Annotated in this window: 10 protein-coding genes and 1 tRNA gene; 7 read left to right on the top strand and 4 right to left on the bottom strand. The window is 48.3% G+C overall.

Features of this window, described 5'->3' with window-relative positions; genetic code table 11:
* The 3 genes from G7Y39_RS01685 to G7Y39_RS01695 all read left to right on the top strand — a co-directional run bounded on the left by G7Y39_RS01685 (position 1) and on the right by G7Y39_RS01695 (position 4,035).
* Positions 1-1,101: a GTP-binding protein gene (locus G7Y39_RS01685; protein WP_165154441.1), complete on the top strand. Its 1,101-nt coding sequence runs from the start codon at positions 1-3 to the stop codon at positions 1,099-1,101.
* 127 nt (positions 1,102-1,228) lie between these two features.
* On the top strand, positions 1,229-1,651 hold the full coding sequence (locus G7Y39_RS01690) for an arsenate reductase ArsC (protein WP_165154479.1): 423 nt from the start codon (positions 1,229-1,231) through the stop codon (positions 1,649-1,651).
* Between the two features lie 98 nt (positions 1,652-1,749).
* Complete coding sequence (locus G7Y39_RS01695) at positions 1,750-4,035, top strand: bifunctional (p)ppGpp synthetase/guanosine-3',5'-bis(diphosphate) 3'-pyrophosphohydrolase (protein WP_165154443.1); 2,286 nt, start codon at positions 1,750-1,752, stop codon at positions 4,033-4,035.
* A gap of 44 nt (positions 4,036-4,079) precedes the next feature.
* On the opposite strand, the gene G7Y39_RS01700 is transcribed toward G7Y39_RS01695, so the two are convergent.
* The 4 genes from G7Y39_RS01700 to G7Y39_RS01715 all read right to left on the bottom strand — a co-directional run bounded on the left by G7Y39_RS01700 (position 4,080) and on the right by G7Y39_RS01715 (position 6,845).
* Positions 4,080-5,030 (bottom strand): calcium/sodium antiporter, encoded by a 951-nt coding sequence (locus G7Y39_RS01700; protein WP_165154481.1) that lies wholly within the window; start codon positions 5,028-5,030, stop codon positions 4,080-4,082.
* 8 nt (positions 5,031-5,038) lie between these two features.
* Positions 5,039-5,410 carry a DUF3127 domain-containing protein gene (locus G7Y39_RS01705; protein WP_165154445.1) on the bottom strand — a complete coding sequence of 124 codons (372 nt, stop codon included), beginning with the start codon at positions 5,408-5,410 and terminating at the stop codon, positions 5,039-5,041.
* An 80-nt stretch (positions 5,411-5,490) separates the two neighbouring features.
* Positions 5,491-5,847 (bottom strand): MerR family transcriptional regulator, encoded by a 357-nt coding sequence (locus G7Y39_RS01710; protein WP_165154447.1) that lies wholly within the window; start codon positions 5,845-5,847, stop codon positions 5,491-5,493.
* Between the two features lie 14 nt (positions 5,848-5,861).
* A complete protein-coding gene (locus G7Y39_RS01715; protein ID WP_165154449.1) occupies positions 5,862-6,845 on the bottom strand; it encodes a M23 family metallopeptidase in 984 nt (327 codons plus the stop codon).
* A gap of 97 nt (positions 6,846-6,942) precedes the next feature.
* Here G7Y39_RS01715 and alaS point away from each other — a divergent pair, with 97 nt between their 5' ends.
* The 4 genes from alaS to G7Y39_RS01735 form a co-directional block, all read left to right on the top strand.
* Positions 6,943-9,564, top strand: coding sequence for an alanine--tRNA ligase (gene alaS / locus G7Y39_RS01720; RefSeq protein WP_165154451.1), 2,622 nt, complete (start codon positions 6,943-6,945; stop codon positions 9,562-9,564).
* 31 nt (positions 9,565-9,595) lie between these two features.
* Entirely contained in the window at positions 9,596-10,657 is a 1,062-nt protein-coding gene (gene aroB, locus G7Y39_RS01725; RefSeq protein WP_165154453.1) for a 3-dehydroquinate synthase, read from the top strand.
* 36 nt (positions 10,658-10,693) lie between these two features.
* Positions 10,694-10,768 (top strand) — tRNA-Pro (locus tag G7Y39_RS01730).
* Positions 10,769-11,782: 1,014 nt separating this feature from the next.
* On the top strand, positions 11,783-14,384 hold a 2,602-nt coding region (locus G7Y39_RS01735; protein ID WP_165154455.1), incomplete at its 3' end, for a hypothetical protein.

Raw genomic sequence — 14,384 nt, forward strand, 5'->3', positions numbered from 1 at the left:
ATGAAACAAACAAGATTGATTTTAGTAGGAGGCTTCTTGGGAGCTGGAAAGACTACGCTCTTATGGGAGACCGCCTTGCGATTGATGGAGAAAGGGTTGCGTGTGGGCTTGATCACGAACGATCAAGCGCCGGAGTTGGTGGACAGTGAATTGCTGAAGTTGTCCGATCTACGGGTGGCGGAGGTGAGCGGTAGTTGTTTCTGCTGTAACTTCAATGGCTTTACGGATGCGATCAAGGCAATCCGTGCCGAGGTATCCGCCGATGTGATTATCGCTGAGCCGGTAGGCAGTTGCGCGGATTTATCGGCTACGATCATACAACCATTAAAGCAATATTGGAACGCCGAGTTACGAATTTCTCCATTGACGGTCTTGGCCGACCCGAATCGCGTGGCCTCCATCTTGGAAGAGGGGAATAGTGGCTTGCATCCAGACGCGGCGTATATTTATAAGAAACAGTTGGAGGAGGGTGATATCATCTTGTTGAGTAAGTCGGATACATTGACAGCGGAGGAGGTCGCTTCTATGAGACGCCGTTTATCTGCGACTTTTCCTTCCGCTACGGTCTTGTCGGCTAGTGCACTGACAGGCGGCGAGGGGTTGGACGAATGGATAGATGCCGTCTTGAATCGCCAGGATGCGGGCAAGCGTTTGCTGGAGATTGATTATGATACTTACGCGCATGGCGAGGCTGTGTTGGGCTGGTTGAACGGAACACTATTGTTGCATGGCGCAAGCGAGAATTGGGATGATTTCTTGAAGTCCTTGATGGTTGGCCTTGCCGCTAAATTCGATGAGACGGGTTGTGCCGTAGGTCATGTGAAGGTGATCGCTGAGAATGGCAAGCGTTTCGCCGTGGGAAATCTTATTGGTAAACAAGATACCCTATCATTGAGAGGTTCTGCCGGAGCGGGAGAGGATCTCAAATTGATCGTAAATGCCCGGGTGGAGACTACGCCGGAGCGGTTGGACGAGATGGTACGAGAGGTGTTGCTTCTCACGATAGGCGGTAAATATAAGGAGGAGGTCGTGGCTTGGCGTTTCTTGCAACCCGGTCGTCCGAGCCCGACGCATCGTTTCACGGAGATTGTAGGATCTTAATCACGTTTTAGATAAATGAGGAAAGATGAAAAAGTCAGGATTAAGCATTTGGGTGGCGTTATTAGGCATATTGTTTTTTGGGGTGAATCTCGAGGCTCGCGAGACTGGGACAAATGGCAAGCATGGCATCAAGGTATTAATTTTATGCACGGGAAATACATGCCGTAGTCAAATGGCGCATGGTTTCTTGGCTTCTTATGGCAAGGATCTGGCGGTCTATTCAGGTGGTGTAAGTGCTGGGAAACGAGTAAATCCGAGAGCCGTCATGGTGATGCGGGAAATGGGGATCGATATCAGTGATCATACTCCGTGTCAGGTAGATGAATATCTGAATGAGGATTGGGATTACGTGATCACGGTATGCGATCATGCGAAAGAGACTTGCCCTCTATTTAACGGTAAGGTAAAGCATCAATTGCACATGGGCTATGAGGATCCTTCCAAGGCCCAGGGTTCTTATGAGTTTATCATGAGTGAGTTCCGTCGTATCCGGGATCAGATTAATGATGACTTCTTCAAGTTGTATACTTCCATGGAAGAACGTAAATAAGCCGTAGGTATCCTATTTTTGTCTTTTGTCAGGTTTTTCTTCCAAATATTTGTATATATTTGTGGCTACACAGTATAAAATATGGGAGGTGTAAAACCATGGACGATACAAAGGACACAAAAGATATAAAAGAAACGGGCAAGGCCGTCTCCGCACGCTCTGCGGACGAACAAATGATACAAGATGGGTTCAATGCATTGTTGGGCGATTATTTGAAATCAAACCACCGCCGTAAGGTCGAACGGATCACGAAAGCTTTTAATTTCGCCAATCAGGCGCATGCCGGAGTGAAACGGCGTTCCGGCGAACCCTATATAATGCATCCTATCGCCGTGGCCCGTATCGTGTGCCGGGAGATGGGTTTGGGATCTACCTCTATTTGCTCTGCGTTATTACACGATGTCGTGGAAGATACCGAGTATACGGTGGAGGATATCCGGGATATGTTCGGAGACAAGATCGCCCAGATCGTGGATGGCTTGACGAAGATATCCGGCGGCATTTTCGGGGAACAAGCCTCGGCTCAGGCTGAGAACTTCCGTAAGTTGCTGCTGACTATGAGCGATGATATACGAGTGATTCTAATCAAGATCGCAGACCGTCTTCATAATATGAGAACCTTGGGGTCTATGCTTCCCGCCAAGCAATTTAAGATCGCGGGCGAGACGCTTTATCTGTATGCCCCTCTGGCGCATCGTCTGGGCCTCTTCTCGATCAAGACGGAACTGGAGGATTTGAGTTTTAAATACGAGCATCCGCAAGAATACGACTTCATCAGCGCTAAGTTGAAAGCGACAGAAGAGAACCGTAATAAATTGTTCGAGCGTTTCGCCACTCCTGTGGACGAGAAGCTGAAAGCGATGGGGCTTCAGTATGAGATGCGTGCCCGTGTGAAATCGGTCTATTCCATTTGGAATAAGATGGAAAGCAAGGGGGTCGCTTTCGAGGATATTTATGATATTTACGCGGTTCGCATTATTTTTGATCCGCTTCCCGGGGTGGACGAGAAAAACCAATGTTGGGATATCTACTCGGTTATTACGGATATTTACCGGATTCGTCCCGACCGTATTCGCGATTGGGTGAGCCGTCCGAAAGCGAATGGCTATCAAGCGCTTCATCTGACCGTTATGGGGCCGGACGGACAATGGGTAGAGATCCAGATCCGTAGCCGCCGTATGGATGATATCGCGGAGAAAGGCTTCGCCGCCCATTGGAAATACAAGGAATCCAACGTGGAGGAGGATACGGAATTGGATAAATGGATACAAACCATTACCGAGATCTTGGAGAGTCCGGACCCGAATGCATTGGATTTCCTGGATACGATCAAGCTGAACTTATTTACTTCCGAGATATTTGTTTTCACTCCGAAAGGGGATATAAAGACGTTGCCCCAAGGGGCTACCGCCTTGGATTTCGCTTATGCGCTTCACTCCGATATCGGTAATAAATGCATTGGCGCTAAGGTGAATCATCGCTTGGTGCCCTTGAGCCATCCGCTTTCCAGTGGAGATCAGGTGGAGGTCCTGACTTCCCGTTCTCAGGAGCCTCAACCGGAATGGTTGAATTTCGTGACTACCGCTAGGGCTCGCGCGAAGATCGATGCCGTATTAAAGCGCATCCGTAAAGAGGTCGCTAAGCATGGAGAGATAAAAGTCCTTGATGCCTTCAAGCGTTCGGAGCTTGAGGCGAACACATCCCATCTGGATAAATTGGGCATGTACTTTGGATTCTCTAAACGCGAGGAGTTCTTCTATGCGGTGGAGAAGGGGGATGTGGTTTTGCCCGAGAATTTGAAGAAGCTGTTGAGGGAGAAGACGGATAATGTCTTGTTTAAGTACGTGAAACAGGCGTTGGGTGTCGCTTCCAAGAAGATGAAACAAACCGAGGAGGAGGAGGCCAAGAAAGAGAAACCTAAATATGATAAGAAAAGGCCTTATCTATTGAAAGAAGAGGCTTTCGAGCGCAATTATGTGATTGCCGAATGTTGTAAGCCGATTCCGGGAGATGATTCTTTAGGCTTTATCAATGACGATGGTAACGTAGTGGTTCACAAACGTTCCTGTCCGATCGCCATGCGCTTGAAAAGCAGCTTTGGCGAACGTATCTTGAATACGGTTTGGAGCAGCCACATGAACGCCTCTTTTGAGGCCACGCTAGAGGTGAAAGGCATAGACTCGATAGGCGTATTGAATACGATCACGAAAACGATCTCCGAGGATTTCAACGTGAATATCATGCGCCTGCTGATCGAGGCGAAAGACGGCGTGTTCGAAGGCCGGATAAAGATGAAAGTTCATGACGTAGAAGATATCCAGAAAATGTGCGTGACTTTGTCGAAGATACGGAATATCAAATCTGTCGGACGTGTAGCGGATTGAGTGTAGCGAAGTGTTTCGCTACACCCAATTGTATAAAAGCGCTATCAGCCGACCATCAAATACGTTATATAAGCTATATAACAAGCGATCAATAAGATTCCCTCCGGTCGGGTGATCGTCCGTTCCTTGAAGAAAAGCCCGAAAATATAAAGCAATACACATGAACCGATCATGACACCCAGATCCAGATTGGTAATGCCTTGTATGTTCATCGGCGTGATTGTTGCGCTACAACCCAATACGAAGAATATATTGAAGAGGTTGGAACCGATAGCGTTTCCAATCGCCATCTCCGGGTTCTTCTTTAACGCGGCCACGACGGAAGTCGCCAACTCCGGAAGAGAGGTACCTCCGGCCACTAAAGTCAAACCAATAATAGACTCGCTGACACCCAGTCCGCGGGCGATACCGGAAGCTCCATCCACGAAAAATCGTCCTCCGTAAATCAAACCGGCCAATCCCCCGATGATGAATAAACTCGCTTTCCAAACGGGCATTGTTTTAATCGCGCCCTCCCCGTTTACCTCTCCATTATGTGCGATCGCGAACGTATAGCCAAGGAAAATGGCGAAAAAGCACAATAGTAACATACCGTCGCTACTGCTGATGCTGTTTTGCGACGCGCCGTTGATCAAAACGTCATTCGCGCAAATAAACAATACGATCGAGGCAAGTACGCAAAGCGGAATCTCTTTGCTTAAGGTACCTTTCGTGACGCTGATCGGTACGATAGCGGCCGTACAGCCGACAATCATCAAGGCGTTAAATATATTGCTTCCCGCCACATTACCGATCGCGATATCCGAGCTTCCTTTCAAGGCAGATACGACACTGACCGTTAATTCCGGTGCGGAAGTTCCAAACGCCACAATCGTCAGCCCGATTACTAAGCCGGAAATATTGAAGCGTTTGGCTACCGAGGCGGCACCATCCGTCAAGGCGTTGGCTCCGACTAAGATTAACAGCAAACCGCCGATTAGTAATACGATATCCATCATCCGTCTTAGAATGGCAAGTCATCGATAGGGTTGGCCGGGCCGAAATCAGGCGCGGATGAAGCCGGAGCCGTAGGAGCGGAAGCCGGAGCGGTTTGAGGAACTGTCACCGTCGGACGGTCTACTTTCCATGCGTTGATGCTGGTGAACCAGCGGCCTTGATATTCGCGGCTATCAATGTCGAAAGAAACCGTAACCTCCTCTCCCGGTTGTATGGCCGCTTGTGCGATACGATCGGCGCCGAAAATCTGGAAACATACTTTCCTCGGATATTGGTCGTGTGTCTCCAATACATACTCTTGTTTTTTCCATTCGTTTCCGGCCTTGCTGATGCCACCTACCTCCGGTAGGACCTGAATAATTTTTCCTGCAATTTCCATGTCTTGTATTATGATTTACTTATGTTTTATTTAATTGGGGACGAAGGTACGGTTTTGTTTCGGTTTTATCAACAGCGCAATCACACTTTCGGGGCAAAAGCATCGAATGCGTCTTTCAGGGCTAACAGCTCTTCTTTGATCTGTTTCAGACGGTTTACGATCTCTTCTTGGCGGATCGTTGTCTCCTTGTTATCCTTCAGTTTTTGCCGTGCGCCGGCCAAGGTCATCCCTCTCTCTTTCACCAAATGGTAGATGAGGCGTACGGCGTCGATATCCTCCTGCCTGTAAAAACGGGTACCTTTGCTCGTCTTCCTTGGATTGATGATGTCGAACTCCTTCTCCCAAAAGCGAAGGGTAGACTCGTTCACGTCGAACATCTGCGCCACCTCGCTGATGGAAAAATAGAGTTTGAGATCTTTATTCTTTTTCAGGCTCATACCGCTAACGAAGTTTAATCCATGACCTGACCATGATTCTCGGCGATCTGGATCATACGGTCGTATTCCTCAGGTGAGAGATCCATGTAATAGTATTTGGATGGGTTATCATACTTCCCTCGTACGATTACCTCATAATGCAAGTGCGGGCCGGTAGACTTTCCGGTATTTCCAACCTCGCCAATCACCTCCCCGCGGGAAACCTTCTGTCCGACACGTTTCTTGAACTTGCTCAGATGACCGTATAAAGTCTGATAGCCGTAGCCATGATCGATAATCACACAATTCCCGTATCCCTGTTTCCAAGCGGCGAAAGTAACAACGCCATTGCCTGTCGCGTAGATCTCCGTCCCCACTTTAGCCGAGAAATCCATTCCGGAATGGAAACGAGGCGTGCGGTAAATCGGGTCGATACGTACACCATAGCCGGAAGCGGTACGACGCAGATCCTTATTGGAAATCGGTTGGATCGCCGGGATACATTTACTCCTCTCTTCTTGGCTCTTCCCGAGGGCGATCAGTGCTTCCAGGGAATTGGATTGGATATACAATTGCTTACGCAGCATATCCATCTTTTGGGTCGTGGAGACAACAAGCTCCGGATTGGACAGGCTCATCAAATGCTCGTAACGATTTGTCCCTCCAAATCCGGCTTTCCGGACGGATTCGGGAATGGACTCAGCTTGGAAGATAGCCCGGTACAGATTCTCGTCACGCTGTTGAATATCATCCAATACCTCCAACGCGTTATTCAAGCGAAGGGAAAGCACCTCGTATTGAGTTTGCAGCAGGCGGTTCTCCTTACGTAACTGAGATTCCATCGGAGAGTCCACCAAATGCATCATGGCGAAAAAAGTGGCCACGCCGAATGCTATCCCGGTGCTTAAATGGCGGAGAACGGCGAACAGCCGGTCTTTGCTGGATGGGTATACACGCTCGTAATTGAGCGTGTTCGGATTATATAAGTAGTATGTCTTGCGGTTTTTAAAGAGTCTCATCTATATTTTTGTTATTTGGATGTACGCGAAAATAATAATTTGCCGTACTTTTGCAAATTGTTTTTCAGAATATTAACGAGAACTATATAAATAGATTATGTTGACAGCAAAAGAAATCCGTGAATCCTTCAAGCAATTCTTCGCTTCCAAGGAGCACCAGATCGTGCCTTCCGCTCCAATGGTGGTGAAGGGTGACCCCACGTTGATGTTTACGAACGCGGGAATGAATCAGTTTAAAGATATTATCTTGGGCAACGTGCCCCGTAAGTATCCTCGTGTCGCGGACTCTCAGAAATGTCTTCGTGTCAGCGGCAAGCATAACGATTTGGAAGAGGTGGGACATGATACCTATCACCATACGATGTTTGAGATGCTCGGGAACTGGTCGTTCGGGGATTATTTTAAGCAAGAGGCGATCCGCTGGGCTTGGGAATACCTGGTAGAGGTATTGAAGCTGGATCCGGAGCGTTTATATGCCACCGTATTTGAGGGAAGCCCCGCTGAAGGCTTGGATCGTGATAACGAGGCTGCCGGTTATTGGGAGCGATATTTACCGAAAGATCATATCCTGAACGGTAACAAACATGATAACTTCTGGGAAATGGGGGATACGGGTCCTTGCGGTCCCTGTTCCGAGATCCATATCGACCTTCGTCCGGACGAGGAGCGTGCGGCGGTCAGCGGCGCCGTTATGGTAAATAAGGATCATCCGCAGGTAATCGAGATCTGGAATCTTGTGTTCATGCAATTCAACCGTAAGGCCGATGGCTCCTTGGAACCGCTGCCCGCCAAGGTAATCGATACCGGTATGGGATTCGAGCGCCTGTGTATGGCATTGCAGGGTAAGACCTCGAACTATGATACGGACGTATTCCAACCGATTATCAAGGTAATCGCGGGGATGGCAGGTACGACTTACGGTACGGATAAACAGCAAGATATCGCCATGCGCGTAATCGCCGATCATATCCGTACGATCGCTTTCGCGATCACGGACGGGCAGTTGCCTTCCAACGCTAAGGCCGGTTATGTAATCCGTCGTATCTTGCGGCGTGCCGTTCGTTACGGTTATACATTCTTGGATCGCAAGGAGGCGTTTATGTATAAGCTTTTGCCCGTATTGATCGAGACGATGGGCGACGCTTATCCGGAATTGATCGCCCAGCAAACCTTGATCGAGAAGGTTATCAAGGAGGAGGAGGAATCGTTCCTTCGTACCTTGGAGACCGGTATCCGCTTGCTGGACAAGAAAATGGAGGAGACGAAGGCCGCCGGTAAGACGGTCTTGGATGGCGTAGATGCCTTTACGCTATATGATACCTACGGATTCCCGTTGGACTTGACGGAGTTGATCCTTCGCGAGAACGGCATGGAGGCCGATATCGAGGCCTTCAACCAGGCGATGCGACAGCAGAAAGAGCGTGCCCGCAACGCCGCCGCTATCGAGACCGGCGATTGGATCGCGCTGAAAGAGGGCGCCTGTAAGTTCGTGGGGTATGATCTGTTCGAATGCGAGGCGGAGATCTTGCGTTATCGCCAGATCAAGCAAAAGAATAAAGTATTATACCAGATCGTCCTGGATCAAACCCCGTTCTACGCGGAAATGGGCGGACAGGTCGGCGATACGGGGTGGCTGATCGCCGACGACGAGCAGATCGACGTGATCGATACGAAACGAGAGAATAACCTGCCGGTTCATTTGGTAGCGAAACTTCCGAAAGATGTGACAGCTACTTTTACCGCGAAGATCAACGAGAAAAGGCGTATCCTGTGTGAGTGCAACCACTCCGCCACGCACCTTTTGCATGAGGCGTTGCGCGAGGTATTGGGTACGCACGTAGAGCAGAAGGGTTCTTATGTCTCGCCCGATTCCTTACGTTTCGACTTCTCTCATTTCCAGAAGGTGACCGACGAGGAGATCCGCAAGGTGGAGATATTGGTCGGAGAGAAGATCCGTGCGAACCTCCCGCTGGAAGAGCGTCGCGATATGCCGATCGCCGAGGCCAAGGCGATGGGGGCTATGGCGCTGTTCGGTGAGAAATATGGCGAAGAGGTACGTGTCGTGAAATACGGAAGCTCCGTGGAGCTGTGTGGTGGCACGCATATCCCGGCAACCGGTATGATCGGTTTTTTACGTGTGGTAGGAGAGAGCTCCATCGCCGCGGGCGTCCGTCGTATAGAGGCGGTTACGGCCGAGGGAGCCGATCGATTCGTATATGCCCAGCAAGATCTGATCCGCGAGTTGCGTGCGTTGATGAACCATATGCCGAACTTGACGCAGGCGATGAGAAAGTCTATCGAGGAGAACGCGGAGATGAAGAAACAGATCGAGGATTATATCCGTGAGAAGGCTATGCGTCTGAAAGGGGAGATCGTGGCGACAGCCTCGGAGAGCAACGGCATCAAGGTGATGCAATTCATAGGCAAGGCGAACCCGGACGCTATGAAGAACGTGGCTTTCCAGATCAAGGCGGAGACGGCCGACAGCTTTGTCTTTGTCGCCGGTATCACCGACGATAACAAATGCACGCTCATGCTTATGCTAAGCGATGATCTGGTGAAAGAGGGCTTGCATGCCGGTAAGATCGTAAAAGAGGCCGCCAGGCATATTCAAGGCGGTGGTGGCGGACAGCCCCATTTCGCTACGGCCGGAGGTAAGAATATGGAGGGCCTTTCCATTGCCGTTGGCGCGATGAAAGAGGCTGTCGGAGTACAGTAAAACCGGTTCGGAAGAAATAAACAAGAAAGATATGTCAGCGCAAAAAGTGGTTGTTTGCAAGGACTTGAGATCGGAGCTGCGGGATTTTCTCTCCGCTCTGAAATACGATAAGCTGTTCATCCTTACGGATACGAATACCAAAGAGAAATGTCTTCCCTTGGTGGCGGGGGTAGCGGCCTTCCAGAAGGCTCCGCTCCTCGTGACCGAGGCGGGTGACATGAATAAGGGGCTCTCCGCTTTGGCCCGGATATGGACGGCCTTGTCCGATGGAGGGGCTTCCCGCAACTCATTGCTGGTGAATCTGGGCGGCGGTATGATTACGGATATGGGTGGTTTTGCCGGCGCTACCTTCAAGCGAGGCATCCGTACGATCAATATCCCTACGACCTTGATGGCGTCTGTCGATGCTGCCGTAGGCGGGAAGACGGGGATTAACTTCAATGGATTGAAGAATGAGATCGGCTCTTTTTATCCCCCTTTGCGTGTCTTCATTGATTGTGCGTTTTTGCGTACGTTGGATCGTGATAATATTCTTTCCGGTTACGCGGAGATGATCAAGCATGGCCTGATTAGTTCGATCGAGCATTACACATCCGTCCTGCTTTATGATATCGACACCATGAATTATTCGTATCTGAATAGTCTGGCGGGCCAGTCTGTCGCCGTGAAAGAGCGGATTGTGGCGGAGGATCCGAAAGAGCGGGGTATTCGTAAGGCATTGAACTTCGGTCATACGATCGGCCACGCTTTCGAGAGCTTGTCGTTCCGGAAAGAGCGTCCGCTCTTGCATGGCCACGCGGTAGCGGCGGGTATCGTGAGCGAGCTTTACCTCTCGCATAAGCTGTGTGGCTTCCCGATGGAGAAATTGAGCCAGGTCGTTTATTATATAAAAACCTATTATCCGGCGTTCTTCTTTGACTGCACGGACTACGATACCTTGTACGAGTTGATGACACATGATAAAAAGAATGAGGGCGGTATCATCAACTTCACGCTGCTGGGAAATGTGGGGGAGGTACGTATCAACCAATCGGTCACCAAAGAAAAAATCTTGGAGTCTCTCGATTTTTATCGTGAAAGTTTTGGCATTTAACGGGAAAAGACTACCTTTGCACCCGTAAAATAGAGGCGGGATGTAGCTCAGCCCGGTTAGAGTACGCGTCTGGGGGGCGTGTGGTCGCTGGTTCGAATCCAGTCATCCCGACTGATAAAAGGCATCGATAATCATCCGATTATCGGTGCCTTTGTTCGTTGTTACCCGCCTAAGGCGCTCGCGGATGGGGAATTGACATTCTGACATTTTGTAAACGGAAGTCCCGGAGAATCGATTCTTTCGGGTCAAGGGACAAGGCACCTTCAATTCTACGTTAAAATATATTTAATCAATTCATCTTTAGCCGGATACCGAAAAACGCCTTTTCATTCCAGCGAAAATCACTCATCCGAAAGCCTATCCATTGACCTGTTTGGGCGATTTCATGGGCTTACGACTGGATTCTAACGAGGTTACAATGCCTATTCACGGCGGTTTACAACCCTATTCTTGATGGTTTATAATGCCCGGCGGCAGCATTTGTGCCGCCCGGCGCGGCTATACGCGTAGGCTTTTGCCCCCTTTTGTACTTGAAAACGGTAATATTCCCACCCAAAAGCGCCTTTCGCGGCACCTCTTGGCTTCCCGTTTAGCCGATCTTAGGAACGCCGCTGTCACGATTAGCCTATAAAACGAATCAGAAAGAAAGGAAAAGGGCGATTTGGATGTCTTATCGATAACGGAGTTTAGGGTTGTAAGGAGCGACAAGCGAGCGGCTCCGGAGGTGGTCCGGGTCATTGGATCCTGAATGAAAGCGCCGTGAGGGAGTATCGTTACGATGGGAATTACGCTATATATATGTACACGTACATTGAATGATACGATATGGGACAAAACGGCGAGTTTAAACGATCGTTTAAATCTTGCGTTTTCGAAAGGGAAAAAGGGTGGGTTTGTCAGAGGAAGCGGCGGGTTTGTCAGCGATAGGCTATCCTATTGATAAGAAAGCGGATAAGGAATAAAAAAAATAACACGGAAGGGTTGCAGGAATCAAAGAAACGCGTACCTTTGCAAATGACGAATTTAAACGATCGTTTAGACTCGCCATTTTCGAAAGTCGGTAAGGCGATCGAAGAAGTGGATAAGTACTTAATTAACACTATTATTAATATTAAATTTTAGATTATGAACAAAAAGTTTTCTACTTTGCTTGTCGGCTTAATGTTGGCATCTGCTATGTCAGTAGGGGCACAGAATGAGAATCCAAAGGTTCCAGAGGATCCAAAGGTTCAAGAGGATCAAAAAGAGGATCAAAAAGAGGATCCAAAGCCTCAAGCGGTTCAAAAGTATGAGTCTAACAAGACTTACTTGTTAGGTGATGGTAAGGACTTCATTTCTGTTGTATCTACTCCCGGTGAGGACTATGGGAAATTGGTGCTTTTAGGAGCGGAGGACGTTAATAAAACAATCCAAAGCACAAGTAATTCTTTGTGGTCTGTAGCTGTTACTCAAGGAGCGAATGGTAACGCCCCTAAGTTTACTTATGTGAACAAGGCTACTGGCTTGACTTTGGCGGTTGACGCTAGTAAATTGGATGACAAGACTCCTTCTGTTCCGGCAGTTATTGGTGGCGCGACTTCAGAGTGGTTAAATACGGTCTTGACAGACGCAGGTTCTGGCAAGACATTGACGGCTGAGGTCTTGAGATCTTATTTGGACGCTAATACAGTAGCTTATTTGGAAATTGATAGTAAGGATTCGAACGTTAAAGATGGTAAGGATTTGCTTGTTAAAAAAGCGCTTGCTAATGCTTCTGATCTTGCTGATAAAGCTGTCAAAGTAGCTCCTTATGAGGCTGCTTTGGTTGAAAATATCGATGCGTATGCATTGAATACACAATTGGGTACGGCCCCTGAGGGTTGGTTCAACTTATCTTTCGACAAAGATGTAACTTCTGAAGGTTCTAACCTGTTTGCTAATACGGCTTTGAAAGCTGTGCAGGTTACGGAGGGTACGGGAGACAGTAAGAAGAATACGGACTATGTAATGTTGATGGCTAAGGATAAGAAGGCTTATGACAAGGAGGCTTTTATCGTGGTTGATACGGTTTATCATTCAGGAACTGAGTCTGTAGGTCAGTTGGTTAAGTTTACTTATGCCAATGCGGACGAACAGGGCGAGGGTAAGAGTGCTAGTAAGATAGCTCGTCTTAAGGATGCTTATCAGTTCGACTTTGATTACTCTCCTAGCGATGAGCGTTTGATTATCAAAGTGAAGAACTATAAGATAAAAGGAGATAAGACTGATGTCTCCACCGGGGTAGCTGGTGCCTATACGGAATGGAATGAAGAGGCAGGGGAGAAGGATAACTACTACTTGCGTTTGGCTACTTTGACTACGGCTCGTGAGTTGACGATCGCTTCAAAAGATGTTACTGCAGCGACGGACGGAGTTGATGACAAAGCGAACGGTATGTTGACTAAAGTTACTATCGGCGTAAGCACAAATACTTTTGTTCCGACAACTTTGGCTGAGGGTATTTATATGATCAAGCTGCGTACTTCTGGTTATGGTAAGAGTGGATCTAAGAGATCTTACGAAGCCGATGGCGATTATTACATCGCTAACTTAGCGGGTGCATGTGGTTATATGCCGCAGCAGAAGAATCAGAACTTCGATCACATGCCGGCCGCTCAGTGGGTGGTGAAGAAGGCTTCTTCTTCCGATACAGCTCCCGTGAAGGTCTATAACCGTGAGTTTGGGGGTGAGGAGTTTAGTGGCCAGTTGTTCAAGGCTGGGGATAACGTATTCTTCGCTGGTAATGACACCTTGGAGTTCGTTAAGGTATCTAAGGAAAGCGCAGAGAACGATAAGCTGGGTTACAAGTATGTGACGGAGTTGGATACAGATGTAGAGCGTTACTTGTTCAACTACTTGCACGGCTTGGCAGACGATAAGTTCTTGAGCGTACCGAGCGATAAGGATTCTATCGTACGTGTAGACGAGAACGGTGCGAAGTCTAACTTCCGTTTGGAGATTGTCGTAAAAGATGATAAGTATGGTTATGACGACAAGTTGGTTCGAAATGTATACCGCGTTGTTGATAACTGGGGACGTCGCTTAGGTTATGATTCAAAGACGAAGAAGTATGTCTTGTCAAAAAGTGCTTATGGTGTGTATTTCTTGAAAGAGAATAACGATGTCGAAGGAAAAGAATATTATACTTTGGTTGAGGCTAACTTCCGTTACGTAAAAGTGACGCAGACGCAAGCAGAGGCATGGTATCCGAAATGGTGTGAGGGTATGAAAGTAGGTGACGCACCGACTATCGCAGAGTATTATGGAGGAAAAAACCCTGAATATAAGGCTGAGGAAGGTGAGGACGCACCCAAATATTTGGTTGATCCAAATGGTGACTTTGTTGATGTTCCGATCTATGATAAAGACGGCAAGCCATTGGTAGTTGATGGTAGTAAGGTAGACTTCTACACTTATCAGAACGTTGATGGTAAGATCGCGTTGAAGGAAGCAGGTGAGGATCAAAGGTACTCTTGGCAATACGCTTCAGTGAAGGTCTCTGTTGATGACAACACGTTGGATTTGGTAAACGGTAACATCGATGATAAGTTCATAACAAGCAGCCACGAGGCTCGTAACTCCGCTTTCGCTGTAGAGATCGATGACGCTCCGTTGTATCGTCGTTTCAACATCAAGGCTTTGGGTGAGAGCGAAACGGATAGCGCACAATGCTTGGCATTCGTTGAGAATGTTCGTAACGAGTACTTGA

Source organism: Parabacteroides sp. ZJ-118, assembly GCF_011038785.1.
Taxonomy (GTDB): Bacteria; Bacteroidota; Bacteroidia; order Bacteroidales; family Tannerellaceae; genus Parabacteroides.